Source organism: Ornithinimicrobium sediminis, assembly GCF_021272345.1.
In the GTDB taxonomy this organism is placed as follows: Bacteria; Actinomycetota; Actinomycetes; order Actinomycetales; family Dermatophilaceae; genus Ornithinicoccus; species Ornithinicoccus sediminis_B.
Genome location: NZ_JAJSDQ010000003.1, coordinates 118,263 through 132,434 on the forward strand (window position 1 = coordinate 118,263; position 14,172 = coordinate 132,434).

Below are 14,172 nucleotides of genomic sequence, written 5' to 3' on the forward strand. Positions count from 1 at the left end.
GATGCTCACAGGCGACACAGTAGACCGGTCGGCCCGACGCGGCGCTCCGTCAGGACACTCACGTGTGCGCGCGCAGGTACCTCCCGAAGTGCGGCACGGTGAAGGCGATGCGCCCCCGCTCCCCGGAGTAGATGAGCCCCTTCTTCAGCAGCGCGTCACGCGCCGGTGACAGGGACTGCGGCTTGCGGTTCAGGTAGGTCGCCACGTCGGAGGTCGCGACCGACTCCACCGCCTCCTCGGCGAGGTCGCCGGTCGGCTGGGCACCGAGGTCGGCCATGGCCCGGAGGTACTCCCGCTCCCCCGGCGTCGCGCGCTCGTAGCGTGAGCCGAAGAAGCCGACCGCGAGCTCGGCCTCGGCCTCCGGGGCGCCGACCCGCACGTCCTCGGCGCTGATCGGCGACTGCGGCGCCAGGTCCCAGACCGACTTGCCGTAGGCCTGGATGAAGTAGGGGTAGCCACCGGTCGCGGCATACATCTCGGCGAGCGCCTCGGGGGTGAAGTCGGCGCCCTCCTCCTGCGCCGGGGCCTGCAGCGCACGGGCCGCCTGTTCGCGGTCGAGCCGGTCGATGCGCGAGTAGCGGAAGAGCCGCTCGGAGTAGGACTTGCTCGCCGACAGCACCGCCGGCAGGTGGGGCAGCCCGGCCCCCACGACGATGACCGGCAGCGCGGACTGGCTCAGCTCGTGACACGCTGCGCAGACCGCCGAGACGTCCTGGGGCCCCAGGTCCTGCATCTCGTCGACGAAGACCGCGACACCCTTGCCGACGTCGGCGGCCAGTCCCCCGACGTCCGTGAGCAGCTCGACGAGGTCGATCTCGATGTCCCCGGAGTCCGCCCTGCCGGAGACCGCCGGGGCGTCGATGCCGGGGTTCCACCGGTCGCGCAGCTTGGCACCGGGCGCCTCCCGCTGGGCGAACGCCTTGATGACGCCGAGCACATGGTCGAGCTCCTCCCCCCGGGGGTGACCGAGCTCGCGGACGGCCATGTGCAGGGCGGCCGCCATGGGCCGGCGCAGCGCCTGGTCAGGGCGTGCCTCCAGCTTGCCGGTGCCCCACTTGGCCCGGACCGCCGACGAGCGCAGGGCGTTGAGCAGCACCGTCTTGCCCACGCCGCGCAGGCCGGTGAGGACCATCGAGCGCTCGGGTCGCCCGCGGGCGATGCGCTCGAGCACGACCTGGAAGGCCTGGATCTGCTCGTCACGGCCGGCGAGCTCGGGCGGGCGCTGGCCCGCGCCGGGGGCGTAGGGGTTGGTGACCGGGTCCACGATCGGATCGTATGCGGTTGTCTACGTCAGACCCGATAGGCCCGGATAGTCCGCGAGTGTCGCGGGCTAGAGTCGGGGGGTGACCGTGGAGCGACTGCTGGGCCTGCCGATGGGCACCCGTGTCGTCGTGCGTCATCTCATCGAGGGCGGAGAGCGCGCGAGCGACGCGCTCGGGGATCTCGTCGCGCGGGACGACACCACCGTCGTGGTGCAGACCCGGCGCGGGCCCGAGCACATCGCTCTCGCGGACGTGCTGCTCTGCAAGCCGGTGCCGCCACCGCCGCAGCGGCGCGGTGCCCGGCGTCCCGGCTGAGGTCAGATGACCTTCGGGTCCTCGTCGGTGTCGGCCACCATCGGCTTGCCGGCCGCCGCCCAGGCCTTCATGCCACCGGCGACGTTGACGGGGTCGAAACCCTCACGCTGCAGCCACTCGACCGCGCGGGAGGACCGCCCCCCGCTGCGGCAGATCACCGGGATCTGCTCACCGTGGGGCACGTTGCCGAGGCTGGTCGGGAGGTCGGCCAGCGGAGCGTAGATGGCGTTCGGCGCACGGCCGGCCGTCCACTCGTCCTTCTCCCGGACGTCGAGCACGACAGCGTCGTCGGACAGTTGGGTCACGTCGATCTCGGGTACGTTGCTCATGGCGCCATCCTGCCAAACTCCGGCCAAGATTTCAGCCTCGGACCTGGCACTTCGCTGCCACTACCCCCTCCCGTTGCCAGGGAAAAAGCACCCCACCCCCGCACGTTGCCAGGGAAAATGCGCCCTACTCCTCGCGCTGCCAGGGAAACTTGCATCCCTCGCAAGCCCGTCAGGAGGGCGCGAAACCCCGAGCAACAGGCCCAGGGAGGGTGCGAAACCCCGAGCAACACGCCCCGAGGGGACGCAAAACCCCGAGCAGAGCTACTTGAGGAGGCGCGACATACGGCGGTCGGCGAGCAGCTTGCCGCCGGTCTGGCAGGTGGGGCAGTACTGCAGCGCCGAGTCGGCGAAGCTGACCTCCCGCACGGCGTCACCGCAGACGGGGCACTCCTGGCCGGCGCGGCCGTGCACCGCCATCCCGGCACGCTTGGCGTCCTTGAGCTCCGCGGCGGGCTTGCCGCCGGCCACGTCGACGGCATGGGCCAGGACCTCGCGCAGTGCTGTGTACGCCGCGTCGACCTGCTCCTCGGTGAGCGTCGAGGCGAGCGCGAACGGCGAGAGCCGGGCCGCGTGCAGGATCTCGTCGGAGTAGGCGTTGCCGATGCCGGCGATGACGCTCTGGTCGCGCAGCAGCCCCTTGACCTGGGTGCGGCGACCCTCCAGGATCGCGGCGAAGGCCTCCCGGGTGAACTCCTCGGCCAGAGGGTCGGGCCCCAGCGACGCGATGCCCTTGACCTCCTGCGGGTCGGTCACGAGGTAGGCAGCGAGCCCCTTGCGCGTGCCCGCCTCGGTCAGGTCGAAGCCGGAACCGTCGTCGAGCCGCACCCGCAGCGCGATCGGGGACCTGCCGGGCCGGATGCGGGTGGTCGACAGCGCGTCGGACCAGCGCAGCCACCCCGCCCTGGCCAGGTGGAAGACCAGGTGCGTGCCGTCGACGTCGAGGTCGACGAACTTGCCGTGCCGGGCGACCCCGTCCACCGGCCGACCCACGAGCGAGTCGGGCGGCGGGTCGAAGGTCTTCAGCACTGCGACGGAGCCGAGCTCCACGTCGGTGACGACCCGGCCCACCGCGCGCACGGACAGGAAGTCGGTCAGCGCCTGGACCTCGGGCAGCTCCGGCACGGCAGCCTCCTACTCCTCCACCTGCGGCACCCACGAGCTGGGCTTGAGCCGGCCCATGCGTTGGCGTGCGCTCTGGATCAGAGTATGCAGCGTGTAGCCCTCCGGCGCCCGCAGCATGGGCACCCCGCCGTGACCGTGCCGCTTGCCCAGCAGCTCGTCGGTCGCGATGGGCAGGCCGTGCGAGAGCACCTGCTGGGCGGGTGTCAGCTGGCGGATGCCGACCGCCTCGACCTTGTCGGGGTGGGCGTGCGCGAAGTCGCCGTAGAGCTGCGGGTCGTGCTGGCCGTCGTCGCCGACCAGGATCCACCGCACGCCAGGGAACTCACGGACCAGCCGCTCCAGCTGGTTCGCCTTGTGCTCGCGCCCGCTGCGGAACCACCCGGTGTTGGTGGGGCCCCAGTCGGTGAGCAGGAGCGGGCCCGCCGGGAAGCCGTGCCTGCGCAGGAAGCGCGTCAGGGTGGGAGCCGTGTTCCAGGCGCCGGTGGACAGGTAGAAGATCGGTGTGCCCGCGCTCTCGCTGAGGAACGAGCGGTACATCGTGGCCATGCCGGGCACCTCCTCACGCACCTGCTCGTCCCGGACGAAGGTGTTCCACGCCGCGATCAGGGGACGCGGGAGGTGGGTGACCATCACGGTGTCGTCGATGTCACTGACGACCCCGACCTCCAGGTCGGCCCGGACGACCTGGACCGGCGTGGTGAGCATGTCACCGCTCATGACGGTGAGGTGTGCCTCGTGCCAGCCTTCCTGCAGCCCGTGGCCGGCGACGACGGCGTCGACGTAGCCGCCACGGTCGGTGCGGGCGACCAGGGTCGCGTCACCGACCTGGATGCGCACCGGGGTGTTGGCCGCGGGCGCGGTGAAGAAGGCACGCCAGCCGCGCTGCACCAGGTCGGCCTCCTCGATCTCCTGCCGAGAGCTGCGGGCCTCGGGGACCTGGGTGCTGAGGTCGACCTCCTCCCGGCTGAGCAGGACCCGGGCGAACACGCGCACCTGCCCGGGAGTGCCGTAGCCGGTGTACCCGATGAGGCGCTCCTGCCAGCCACGGGCGCGCAGGACCGACTCGATGCTGTCGAAGAAGGTGTTCTCGATCACGGCAGCGATATGGGGCCGGGCCATGGCGCCTACCCTAGCCACGTCGGCCGACCGCGCAGGTCCGTGTGCCCGCGCCGAGGCCGCGCCCGGGGCCGGCGTGATTGGCAAAGCAGGCTCCGCCCGGTTGACTGGGCCGCATGAGCCAGCCCGCGGCCGCACCCCCGCCGGACCCGCGCATCGACCCCGACGCGTGGCGCCGCGGCGGCTACCCGTACTGCTCCCGGCTGGGCAAGGAGGAGTACGCGGTGGCCAAGCGTGACCTACAGGTGGAGCTGCTCAAGCTGCAGCACTGGGTGCGGGAGACCGGAGCCCAGCTCCTCGTCGTCTTCGAGGGCCGGGACGCGGCGGGCAAGACCGGCACCATCCGCCGCTTCACCGAGCACCTGAGCCCCCGGGGCACGCGGGTGGTGGCACTGGACAGGCCGACCGAGCAGGAGCGCACCCAGTGGTACTTCCAGCGCTACGTGCAGCACCTGCCCAGCGGTGGGGAGATCGTGCTCATGGACCGTTCCTGGTACAACCGGGCCGGGGTGGAGCGGGTCATGGGCTACTGCAGCCCGGAGCAGTACATGGAGTTCATGCGGGCGTGCCCGGAGTTCGAGCGCATGCTCGTCAACGCCGGGATCTCGCTCACCAAGCTGTGGTTCTCGGTGGGTCGCGACGAGCAGGCGCACCGCTTCGCCACGCGCTCGTTCGACCCGGTCAAGCAGCTGCGGCTCTCGGACAGCGACCTGGTCAGCGTCGACCGCTGGGACGCGTACACCCAGGCCAAGGACGCGATGTTCTTCTACACCCACACCCCTGAGGCGCCGTGGACGGTCGTCCGCTCCAACGACAAACGCCGCGCCCGGCTGGAGGCGATGCGGGTCGTGCTCGCACAGTTCGACTACCCGGACAAGGACCCGTGGGTGGTGGGTGAGGTCGACCCGCGGGTCGTGTCCGCCGCGAAGAGCACACGCACCCAGGCGGTCACCCGGGCACAGCCGGTGCGCAAGCGCCGCTGAGGCGGCTCAGTCGTCCTGGCCGGAGGGTGCCACGTTGCCGCCGCGGACGTCCTCCACGAGGACCTGCTGCTCGAGCACACCCTGGTCCACCGCGGCCCAGGTGGGTCCGTCGACGACGCCGGTCGGCTCCAGGCCCGCGGCGGCCTGTGCGTCCCGGACCGCCTGCTCGGTGAGGGGACCGAAGACGCCGTCGGTCTCGGCGCCGACCTGGGCCTGCAACGTCGCCACCGCCTGGCCCCGGTCACCGACCTGCAGGGTCATGCCCCGGTAGGGGATCGTCGGGTAGTCGGTCACCTCCAGCACCCGCCACAGCAGTGCGCTGGTGCTCGGTGCCGTGCTGAGCAGCGGGTGCTCCTCGGTGAACTCCCGCAGGGCGCCGGCGGTGACCGGCCCGAAGGCCCCGTCCGCCTCGACGCCCAGCGCGCGCTGGAGCAGCTCGACCCCGGAGCCCTTCGAGCCCTCCGCCAGCTCGGTGCGGTAGAAGTCGGTGTAGGGGGTGACCATGTGCTCCGGCAGCGGCACGGCGAGCGCCGACTCGGGCAGCTGGGGCAGCTCCCAGCCCAGCGCCGCGGCGTAGGTCAGCTGGTCGAGGACCCCGGTCTGGGGCACACCACGCTCGGTCTGCCAGGCGAACAGCGCCTCGCGCGTCGCATCGTCCAGCACACCGGTCTGCGGCACCTCGAGCAGGGGCTGGACCAGCCCCACCCCGGCACCCGAGCCTCCGGGCCGGACGTCGGAGTAGCCGCTCCAGACGGCCGAGAGCATGCCCGGCTGGCAGGGCTCGGCACGGGGGCCGACCGGCACCGCGGCATACGCACCGGCCACGATCGCGCACGGGCCGTGGTCCGGCACGGTGACAGGCTCCCCGGTCCACCACGACGTGCGCATCATCGCGCCGTCCCAGGTGAAGGAGAAGTGGATGTGGTCGGTGTGCGGCGACTGGCCGACATACCCCTGCCACCCCGACCCCTCGGGACGCCAGGAGCGCTCGTTCCAGATGATCGACTGGATGCCGAAGCGCTTGGCCATCTCGCCGTCGTTGTCGGTGAGCCAGGTGACGACGGCGTCGCCGATGCGGCGGTCGTGCGGGTCGAAGGCGTTCAGCTGCCAGTCGATGGCGCGGCCGTCGTAGTGCTCCGACTTCTGGTCGATGCACGTCCGCGACGTCGTGTACCCGGGCCGGCCGAAGTGCTGCCCGACGAGGTTGCCGAAGGCCTCGAGGCCGGGTCGGTCGACGGGGTCGCAGATGACGTTGCCCTGCCAGGGGAGGGTCTCGTCGACGTCTTCCGGCACACCCTCGTTCTCCGGCGGGGACGGGACGGGGTAGGCGGGGTCGGGGGCGAGAGTCAGGAGGGGCGCGGGCCCGGTGGACCGGCCGCCGTACGCGGAGCCGGTGCCGCTCCTGCCCGAGGAGGTGGTGTCGGGGTCGGTGGGGTCAGCCCCGGTGGTCGCGGCGGAGTCGGCGGTGGTCGTGCCGGAGGACCCTTCGGCCGCCTCCTCCGCCTGCGCTGCGGGGACGACCGCGAGGGTCAGCGTGAGCGAGACAAGACCCACCAGCGAGCGGAGCGCACGGCTCAGGACGACCGGTCGACGAGAGGCCCCGCAGGCACTCTCGGACCCGCGCTCGCGCTGTTCTGCGACCACGCTGACACCCCTTGCTCACGGACTGGATCAGCTCGACTCTATGCCTCCGCGGCCCGACCCGCCAGAGGCGGAAGTGCGACGGTCATGTCTGGTGCGACACACGGCGTTCCCGGACGTTCTGGTGGTGTGACGTATGGGGCTGTTGTGACCAGTGAGGACGGTCAGCCGAGGGCCTGGACCTTCTCCACCTGGGCCTCCACGACACGGACGACGTCCTCCTCCGAGACCCCGGTCGCGAGGACCGCCACCACGGTGCTGCCGAGCGTGCGGCCGCCCATCGTCATCTCGAACTCCTGGTCGGCGGCGCCGATCGTGAGGCGGGTGCCCTCGAGGCCCTCGAGCTCGGCGAAGGTGAGGGTCATGGCGATGCCCGACTCCTCGATCTCGATCTCCCCGCACTCGTCGTTGACCTCGGCCAGCGGCACCAGGGGTGAGGAGCCGTCGGTGGTCGCCACGACCAGCTCGACGTTCTGGGGCAGCATGCTGGTGGTGTCGTCGCCGCTGAAGCTGACCGACGACTCGGCCGCGAGGTCGTCGTCGCCGAAGCTGGTGGACTCCAGCGCCTCGCGGCAGGCTTCCGGCACCTCCTGGCCCTCGATGAGCGCGGCCAGGGACTCGTCCGGGGCGGCTGTGGCCTCGGAGCCCTCCTCCTGCTGGGCGACCGGGCCGCGCGTGAACCCCTCGAGGGGGAACTCCTCCTCGGTCAGGAGCACCTCGGCGGTCTGCTCCTGGGTCAGCTCGGCCCCTTCGTCACCGCCGCAGGCGGAGAGGGCCAGGACCGAGGTCACGGTGGCGGCGAGCGCGGTGACGGTGCGACGCATGGTGGTGCCTCCTGGACGCGGGCGACGGGGCGTGCACCCCGGGGCACCGCCGAGCGTATCCGTGGGCCCGGGCGGTGACCCTCACCTCACCACCCGAGCCCACGGACCCCAGTCCCGTGCGGCCCGCCTCACCGGACCGCACGGGACGCGCTCACCCCTTCTCGGCGCCGGTGTTGGCGCCCTGGGTGAAGTACCGCTGGAACAGGATGAAGACCATCGCTGTCGGGATCGTCATGAGCAGCGCGGCCGCCATGGCGATCGGGTACTGGTTGCCCGACCCCAGGGCACCGGTGGTGAAGCCGGCCACGCCTCGGGTCAAGGTGTAGAGGTCGGGGTTGTTGGTCGCGATGATGAAGTGACCCAGCTCGTTCCACGACCCCTGGAAGGACAGGATCGTGAGCGTGATGAGCGCAGGCTTGGCCATCGGCAGCACCACGGACCAGAAGATCCGGAAGGTGCCGGCGCCGTCGATGCGCGCAGCCTCCTCCACCGACACCGGGATCGACTCGAAGAACTGCTTCATGATGAAGATCCCGGCCGCGTCGATCATGATCGGCACGATCAGTGCGGGGTAGGTGTTGTAGATCCCGAGGTAGTTGAGCACGAGGAACTTCGGGATGAGCAGCACGATGCCCGGCACCGCCATGATCGCGAGCAGCCCGGTGAACAGGGCCACCCGGCCCCGGAACTTCAGCCGTGCCAGTGCATAGCCGGCCAGCGAGCAGAAGAAGACCCGCCCGATGGTGACCGACAGGGTGACGATCACGCTGTTGCCGAACCAGGTCGGGAAGTCCGACGTGGCCAGCGTCTCCCAGGCCTGGGTGGTGAAGGGGTCGGGCCTCAGGGACAGCGAGTTGTTGGTCGCGTCCGGGTTGGTCTTGAACGACGTGACCAGCTGGATGATGAACGGGTAGATGTAGAGGATCGCGAAGAAGAGCAGCACCCCGTAGAAGCCGTACGTCTTCAGACGCGAGGGCTTGCTCTCGCCGACCGCCTGGATCTGCGGCTCGACGGGAGTGGTCTCCTCCTTGGTGGGTGCACTCATGTCGTCTGCGCCTTCCGCTGGGACTGTTCGGCCACTGCGCCGCCGCCGGGCGGACGTCGCCGCGCCTCGCGTCGTTGCCTGCGCTCGGCCTTGGCCTGCGCCGCCGCGTCCTTGTCACGCAGCAGCCAGCGCTGCAGCGTGGTGAGGACGAAGATCAGCGCGAAGAGGATGAACGCGATGGCTGCGCCCTGTCCCCACTGGAAGTTGGTGAAGGCCGCCTGGTAGGACAGGTATGCCGGGGTGAGCGTGGTCTTGGCCGGCCCACCCTGGGTCATGACGTACATCTGGTCGAAGACCTGCCAGGTGCCGATGAACCCGAGGGTCACCACCAGCAGGATCGTCGGTCGCAGGTGCGGCACCGTGACGTTCATGAAGCGCTGCCACTTGTTGGCGCCGTCGACCATGGCGGCCTCCTCGACCTCGGTGGGCAGGTCCTGCAGCGAGGCCAGGAACATCAGCATGAAGGTGCCGGCGGTGGTCCAGACGACCTGCATCATGATGGCGCTGAGCGCCACCGACGGACCGGCGAACCACTGCCAGAAGGACAGCCCCAGCACCGACGGGTCGGTCATCCACGACGGTGGGTCGGAGATGCTCCACAGCCCCACCCTGTCGCCGATGATGTGGATGAGCCCGCGGGAGTCCTGGAACCAGTTGGGTCCGTTGACCCCGAACCACGCGAGCACCTTGTTGATCGCGCCGCCGCCGGCGAAGAGGAACAGGAACAGCAGCGAGATCGCCACCGACGACACGACCGACGGGAAGTAGAACGCCGTGCGGAAGAAGGTGCGGCCCTTGAGGAACTTGTTGTTGAGCAGCACCGCCAGGCTGAGCGCCAGCACCGTCTGCAGTGGGACGACACCGATCACGTAGTAGAAGGTGTTGCGGAACGAGATCATCAGGTCCTGGCGGGCCAGCCCGGGCTCGGCCAGCAGGGCGCTGTAGTTGTCCAGCCCCACGAAGCTGGTCTCGCTGGTGAACGGGCTGCCCCGGCCGCTCCAGTCACTGAGGGAGACCCACAGCGCCATGAAGATGGGCAGGATCAGGAACAGGCCGAGGACCAGGATCGCCGGGGTGACGAAGAGCCACCCTGCGCCCTGCTGGCGCTGCGGGTCCCCTGCCTTCACTGCTCCAGCACCGCCTGCGCGTTGCTGTCGAAGCTCTCCATCACCTGCTGCAGGTTGGCGTTGGCGATGCCCTCGAGCTGGGAGTTGAGGTCGGCGACGACCTGGCCCATGCCGGGGGCGTTGATCGGGCCGCGACCGTAGTCACCACCGGCGATGAACGGCTCGTCGTCCGGGAACGACTCGGTGTAGTCGTCCGTGGCGGCCTGACGGCTCGGCATGACACCGAAGGCCTCGGCGAACTCCAGCTGCTGCTCAGGCGTGGTCAGGTGGTTGACCAGCTCGACCGCGGCCTCCTGGTTCGAGGACGCATCGGCGATGCCCCAGCACTGGGTGAACAGCAGCGTCCCCGGACCGGCCGGCCCCTCGGGCAGCTCGGCGACGGTGTAGTCGACGTCGGGGTAGTCGTTGGACATGGCGCCGCGGATCCAGTTGCCCTCGATCGTCATCGCCGCGCGCTCGGTGCCGAACGCCTCGCCGCCCCAGCCGGCGTCGACGTCGCCGGCGTAGGCGAAGTGGCCCTCGGCCATGTTGTCCTGCACGTAGGACAGGCCGTCCAGGACCTCCTGGCTGGCGCCGGTCGGCTCGGTGCCCTCCTCGTTGAGCCACCAGCCGCCGTGACCCACCACGAAGGCCCCGGCCCGGTCGATGCCGGGGGAGATGACCAGACCCGTGGTGTCGCCCTCGGTCAGCGTCTCCGCCACCGTCGCCAGCTCCTCGTAGGTGGTGGGGATGTCGTCGTCGGTGAGCCCGGCCTCCTCCCACTTGGCGGTGTTGATCTGCAGCGCCAGCGTGGAGAAGTCCTTCGGCGCGCACCACTGGGTGCCGTCGTAGGTGAAGGCCTCCTGGAGGGCCGGGAAGAAGTCGTCGTTCTCCTCGGCCTCGTACTCGTACAGGTTGCCGGCGTTCGCCTGCTCGGCGACCTGCGCGGCGTCCAGGTAGAAGATGTCCGGCGGGTTGCCGCCGGCGAAGCCCTGGGCGAGCTCCTGGCCCATGTCGGAGGCGACCCGGACCTCGACCTCGTTGCCGGACTCCTCGGCCCACGCGGCGGTCGCCTCCTCGACGGCGTCGGTCTCGGCGTCGCCGGAGGAGGCGATGAGCATGACGAGGGAGCCGGGCTCGCCGCCACCGTCGGTCGCGGCGGCGCCGTCTCCGGAGCCCTCGTCGTCGAATCCTTCGCCTCCTCCACAGGCGGCGATGGCAAGGGTGCTGGTCAGCCCGAAGGCGACCAGGGTGGACAGTCGGCGGGTGCGGTGCTTCATGATGTGCCTTCCTTGGTGGTGGAGCCGGTGCTGTCACCGACGGTGAGGGTGGGGGTGAACAGGGCGCCCTCGGCTGCTGCCGGGGCCCCTGCGAGCTGGTCGTGGACAAGGGTCAGGAGGTGGTCGGCGATGCGGTCCAGCGGCTGGACCAGGGTGGTGATGCCGTGCAGGCGGGCGGTCGGTGAGCCGTCGAAGCCGGTGATGCCGAGGTCACGACCCGGCCGCCAGCCACGGGCCCGGGCGGCCTCGTGCACCCCGAGAGCCAGCACGTCGGAGGCGCACACGACGGCGTCGCCGGGCGCCAGGTCCTCCAGCAGGGCGGCACCGGCGCGCAGTGCCTCCGGCAGCAGCTGGGGCGCCACGCGGTGCGGCCCCTGCGGCAGGCCGTGAGCCGCGAGCGCCTGCTCCCACCCGTGCCGCCGGTCGTCGCCGACGGCCGAGCCCTCGGGCCAGCCGAGGAAGCCGACGGTGCGGTAGCCGCGCTCGACGAGGTGGGCGACCGCCATCCGGGTGCCGTAGGCCCCGTCGACGTCGGCCCAGCAGGTGCACCCCGGGTCGTCGTAGACGCGGCCGAAGGAGGCGTAGGGGATGCCGGCGGCCTCGAGCCAGCCTGGACGGGGGTCGCCGGGGCTCGTGTCGGTGAGGACGAACGCGTCCACCAGACGGCGGCGCACCATGTCCTGGTAGCCGACCAGCATCGGGAAGCTCTCCCGGGAGGCGAAGGGCACGAGGTGACAGGCGTGCCGGGGGGCCGCCAGGGTGAGCGCGGTGAGGAAGGGGAGGGCGATGTCGCTGGGGGTGTCGGTGACGGCGTTGAGCTCGGTGCCGACGGCGCCGGCGCGCTGGTGACGCAGCGTCTGCGCAGCGCTGGACGGGCGGTAGTCGAGGCGCTCGATCTCCCCGAGGACCCGCGTGAGGGTGTCCGGACGCACCCGCTCGGGGTTGTTCACGGCGTTGCTCACGGTCTGCCGGGAGACACCGGCGGCGCGTGCGACGTCCATGATGGTCGTCCGCATACGGCGCTCGCTGCTCGACATCGGGTCACCCTTGACTCTCGATCCGGTTGTGCACTTGAGTGGCACGTATGAACGTTCATTTGAACGTTCATACTCGGTGTTCGTGCCATAGTGGACCGGCGCGGAACCGCTGTCAAGACCTCGAGACGCACGGGAGCACCGATGACGCAGCAGCCCTGGTTGCACGACCTGCAGATTGCCGTCGACGGCCCGGCGACGGTCCTCAGCGGGTGGGACGGCGCCATGGGCGGGGGCGCCACGGGCTGGGTCGTGGACGACCGGCGGCTGCTCCGGACACTGGCGGTCACCCTGGGCGGCGAGGTGGCAGCACCCGTCGCGGCGTCGTCCGTGGGCGACACCGCTCGCTTCTGGGGAGCGGCCCGGCATCTCGGGTCACCCGGGCCGGACCCGACCGTCGAGATGCACCAGACCATGCAGGTGCGTGGTCACCAGCTCATCATCGAGCTCACCGTCGCCTCGCGCGCGCCGAACGACGTCGTCACCCGGCTGGAGGTGGAGCTCGGCGCCGACGGCACCGACCTCTCCGCCGTCAAGGCCGGCCGCACACCAGGCCTGTCACCGCAGGTCGAGGTCGAGGAGACGGTGTGGTGGGCCGACGAGCGCCACCGCACGGTGCTGCAGACCTCGCCGTCGCCGTCGATGAGCGAGCAGTCCGACGCAGGGCGCGTCCGGCTGACGTGGCCCCTGCAGGTCTCGCCGGGCGAGCAGGTCACGGTCGTCCTGCAGCTCACCGCGACCCGCAGCGCGGCCTCTGCCTTCGACGCCGACGCCGGCTCCGAGGCCTGCGACTGGACCGACCTCCAGGTCGCCGGGGACGACGCCTGGACCGGGCTGGTGCGCACCAACCTGACCGACCTGCAGCACCTGCTGCAGCGCGACCCGGTCGAGCACGAGGACATCTACGCCGCCGCGGGCACGCCGTGGTACCTGACCCTCTTCGGCCGCGACTCGATCTGGGTCGCGCGCATGATGCTGCCCTACAGCTCCCGGCTCGCGGAGGGGACACTGCGCACCCTGGCACGCCGCCAGGCGCAGACCGCCGACCCGGAGACCGCGGCCGAGCCGGGCAAGATCCTGCACGAGGTGCGCCGCAGCGTCTACGCCGAGGGTGACCTCGAGCTGCCCTCGCTCTACTACGGCACGGTCGACGCCACCCCCCTGTGGGTCGTGCTGCTGCACGAGGCGTGGCAGGCCGGCATGCCGCTGCCGTCGGTGCGTGAGCTGCTGCCCCACCTGCACGCGGCGCTGGGCTGGATGGCGGGAGCCGTCGAGCAGGCCGGCGACGGGTTCCTGCGCTACGTGGACGAGACCGGCCACGGTCTCAGCAACCAGGGCTGGAAGGACTCCGGCGACTCGATGCGCAACGCCGACGGCTCCGTCGCCCCGGCCCCGATCGCCCTGGTGGAGGCCCAGGCGTATGCCGTGCAGGCGGCATACGGTGCGGCTGAGCTGCTCGCCGCGCTGGGTGAGCCGGGCGCGGACGAGTGGCGCACCTGGGGGGCCGACCTCGCGCAGCGCGTGCGGGAGCGCTTCTGGGTCGGCGAGGGGCCGGACCGCTACCTCGCCATGGCGCTGGACGCCGACAGCCGCCCCGTCGACGGGGTCGGCAGCAACATGGGCCACTGCCTGGGCACAGGTCTGCTGAGCCCTCAGGAGGAGATCCTCGTCGTGGACCGGCTGATGCGACCGGACCTGTTGCGGCACTTCGGCATCGGCACCCTGTCAGCGGACAACCCGGCCTACAACCCGACCGGCTACCACACCGGTTCGGTGTGGGTGCACGACACGGCGATCATCCTGCGAGGCATGGCGCAGGCGGGCTTCCACGAGGAGGCCGACCAGGTCTTCGACGCCCTGGTGCGGCTGAGCACGCGCAGCCGGCACCGCTTCCCCGAGCTGATCGCCGGCGAACCGGTCGGGGCGGAGCCCGTGCCCTACCCGGCGTCCTGCCGGCCGCAGGCGTGGGCCGCCGCCAGCGCAGCCGTGCTGCTGCAGCATGCGCAGCAGCGCGGCTGAGGGGTCGCTGCGACAGTAAGCATGTGACCCTTGTCACAGGCGTAGGCGTGGTGGGAGCCTCGAGGAGGTGGCATCGGGGGCCGCGGGCCACCGCTG

General features: G+C 71.2%; 13 protein-coding genes. 3 read left to right on the forward strand and 10 right to left on the reverse strand.

What is annotated here, in order from left to right; all coding sequences use genetic code 11:
- Positions 1-58: 58 nt before the first annotated feature.
- Entirely contained in the window at positions 59-1,264 is a 1,206-nt protein-coding gene (locus LVO85_RS08365; RefSeq protein ID WP_232746969.1) for an ATP-binding protein, read from the reverse strand.
- A gap of 79 nt (positions 1,265-1,343) precedes the next feature.
- On the opposite strand from LVO85_RS08365, the gene LVO85_RS08370 reads away from it, so the two are divergent.
- A complete protein-coding gene (locus tag LVO85_RS08370; RefSeq protein WP_232746970.1) occupies positions 1,344-1,577 on the forward strand; it encodes a putative acetyltransferase in 234 nt (77 codons plus the stop codon).
- A gap of 2 nt (positions 1,578-1,579) precedes the next feature.
- Here the strand turns inward: LVO85_RS08370 and LVO85_RS08375 are convergent, their stop codons facing one another.
- From LVO85_RS08375 to LVO85_RS08385, 3 genes are all read right to left on the reverse strand, one after another.
- Positions 1,580-1,906 (reverse strand): rhodanese-like domain-containing protein, encoded by a 327-nt coding sequence (locus LVO85_RS08375; RefSeq protein ID WP_232746971.1) that lies wholly within the window; start codon positions 1,904-1,906, stop codon positions 1,580-1,582.
- Between the two features lie 261 nt (positions 1,907-2,167).
- Positions 2,168-3,028 (reverse strand): Fpg/Nei family DNA glycosylase, encoded by an 861-nt coding sequence (locus LVO85_RS08380; RefSeq protein WP_232746972.1) that lies wholly within the window; start codon positions 3,026-3,028, stop codon positions 2,168-2,170.
- 9 nt (positions 3,029-3,037) lie between these two features.
- Positions 3,038-4,147, reverse strand: coding sequence for an App1 family protein (locus tag LVO85_RS08385; protein WP_232746973.1), 1,110 nt, complete (start codon positions 4,145-4,147; stop codon positions 3,038-3,040).
- A 113-nt stretch (positions 4,148-4,260) separates the two neighbouring features.
- Between LVO85_RS08385 and ppk2 the strand changes: the two genes are divergently transcribed.
- Entirely contained in the window at positions 4,261-5,127 is an 867-nt protein-coding gene (ppk2, locus tag LVO85_RS08390; RefSeq protein ID WP_232746974.1) for a polyphosphate kinase 2, read from the forward strand.
- 6 nt (positions 5,128-5,133) lie between these two features.
- On the opposite strand, the gene LVO85_RS17020 is transcribed toward ppk2, so the two are convergent.
- From LVO85_RS17020 to LVO85_RS08420, 6 genes are all read right to left on the reverse strand, one after another.
- Positions 5,134-6,771, reverse strand: a complete 1,638-nt coding sequence (locus LVO85_RS17020; protein WP_232746975.1) for a peptidoglycan-binding domain-containing protein — start codon at positions 6,769-6,771, stop codon at positions 5,134-5,136.
- 161 nt (positions 6,772-6,932) lie between these two features.
- Positions 6,933-7,592: a hypothetical protein gene (locus tag LVO85_RS08400; protein ID WP_232746976.1), complete on the reverse strand. Its 660-nt coding sequence runs from the start codon at positions 7,590-7,592 to the stop codon at positions 6,933-6,935.
- Between the two features lie 151 nt (positions 7,593-7,743).
- Positions 7,744-8,637, reverse strand: a complete 894-nt coding sequence (locus LVO85_RS08405) for a carbohydrate ABC transporter permease (protein ID WP_232746977.1) — start codon at positions 8,635-8,637, stop codon at positions 7,744-7,746.
- Complete coding sequence (locus LVO85_RS08410; RefSeq protein ID WP_232746978.1) at positions 8,634-9,764, reverse strand: carbohydrate ABC transporter permease; 1,131 nt, start codon at positions 9,762-9,764, stop codon at positions 8,634-8,636. Before LVO85_RS08410 ends, LVO85_RS08405 begins: the two co-directional genes overlap by 4 nt.
- Complete coding sequence (locus tag LVO85_RS08415) at positions 9,761-11,023, reverse strand: sugar ABC transporter substrate-binding protein (protein ID WP_232746979.1); 1,263 nt, start codon at positions 11,021-11,023, stop codon at positions 9,761-9,763. The genes LVO85_RS08410 and LVO85_RS08415 overlap by 4 nt, the downstream gene beginning before the upstream one ends.
- A complete protein-coding gene (locus tag LVO85_RS08420) occupies positions 11,020-12,060 on the reverse strand; it encodes a LacI family DNA-binding transcriptional regulator (RefSeq protein WP_232746980.1) in 1,041 nt (346 codons plus the stop codon). Before LVO85_RS08420 ends, LVO85_RS08415 begins: the two co-directional genes overlap by 4 nt.
- Before the next feature lie 141 nt (positions 12,061-12,201).
- On the opposite strand from LVO85_RS08420, the gene LVO85_RS08425 reads away from it, so the two are divergent.
- Positions 12,202-14,076 carry a glycogen debranching N-terminal domain-containing protein gene (locus tag LVO85_RS08425; protein WP_232746981.1) on the forward strand — a complete coding sequence of 625 codons (1,875 nt, stop codon included), beginning with the start codon at positions 12,202-12,204 and terminating at the stop codon, positions 14,074-14,076.
- Positions 14,077-14,172: the final 96 nt, after the last annotated feature.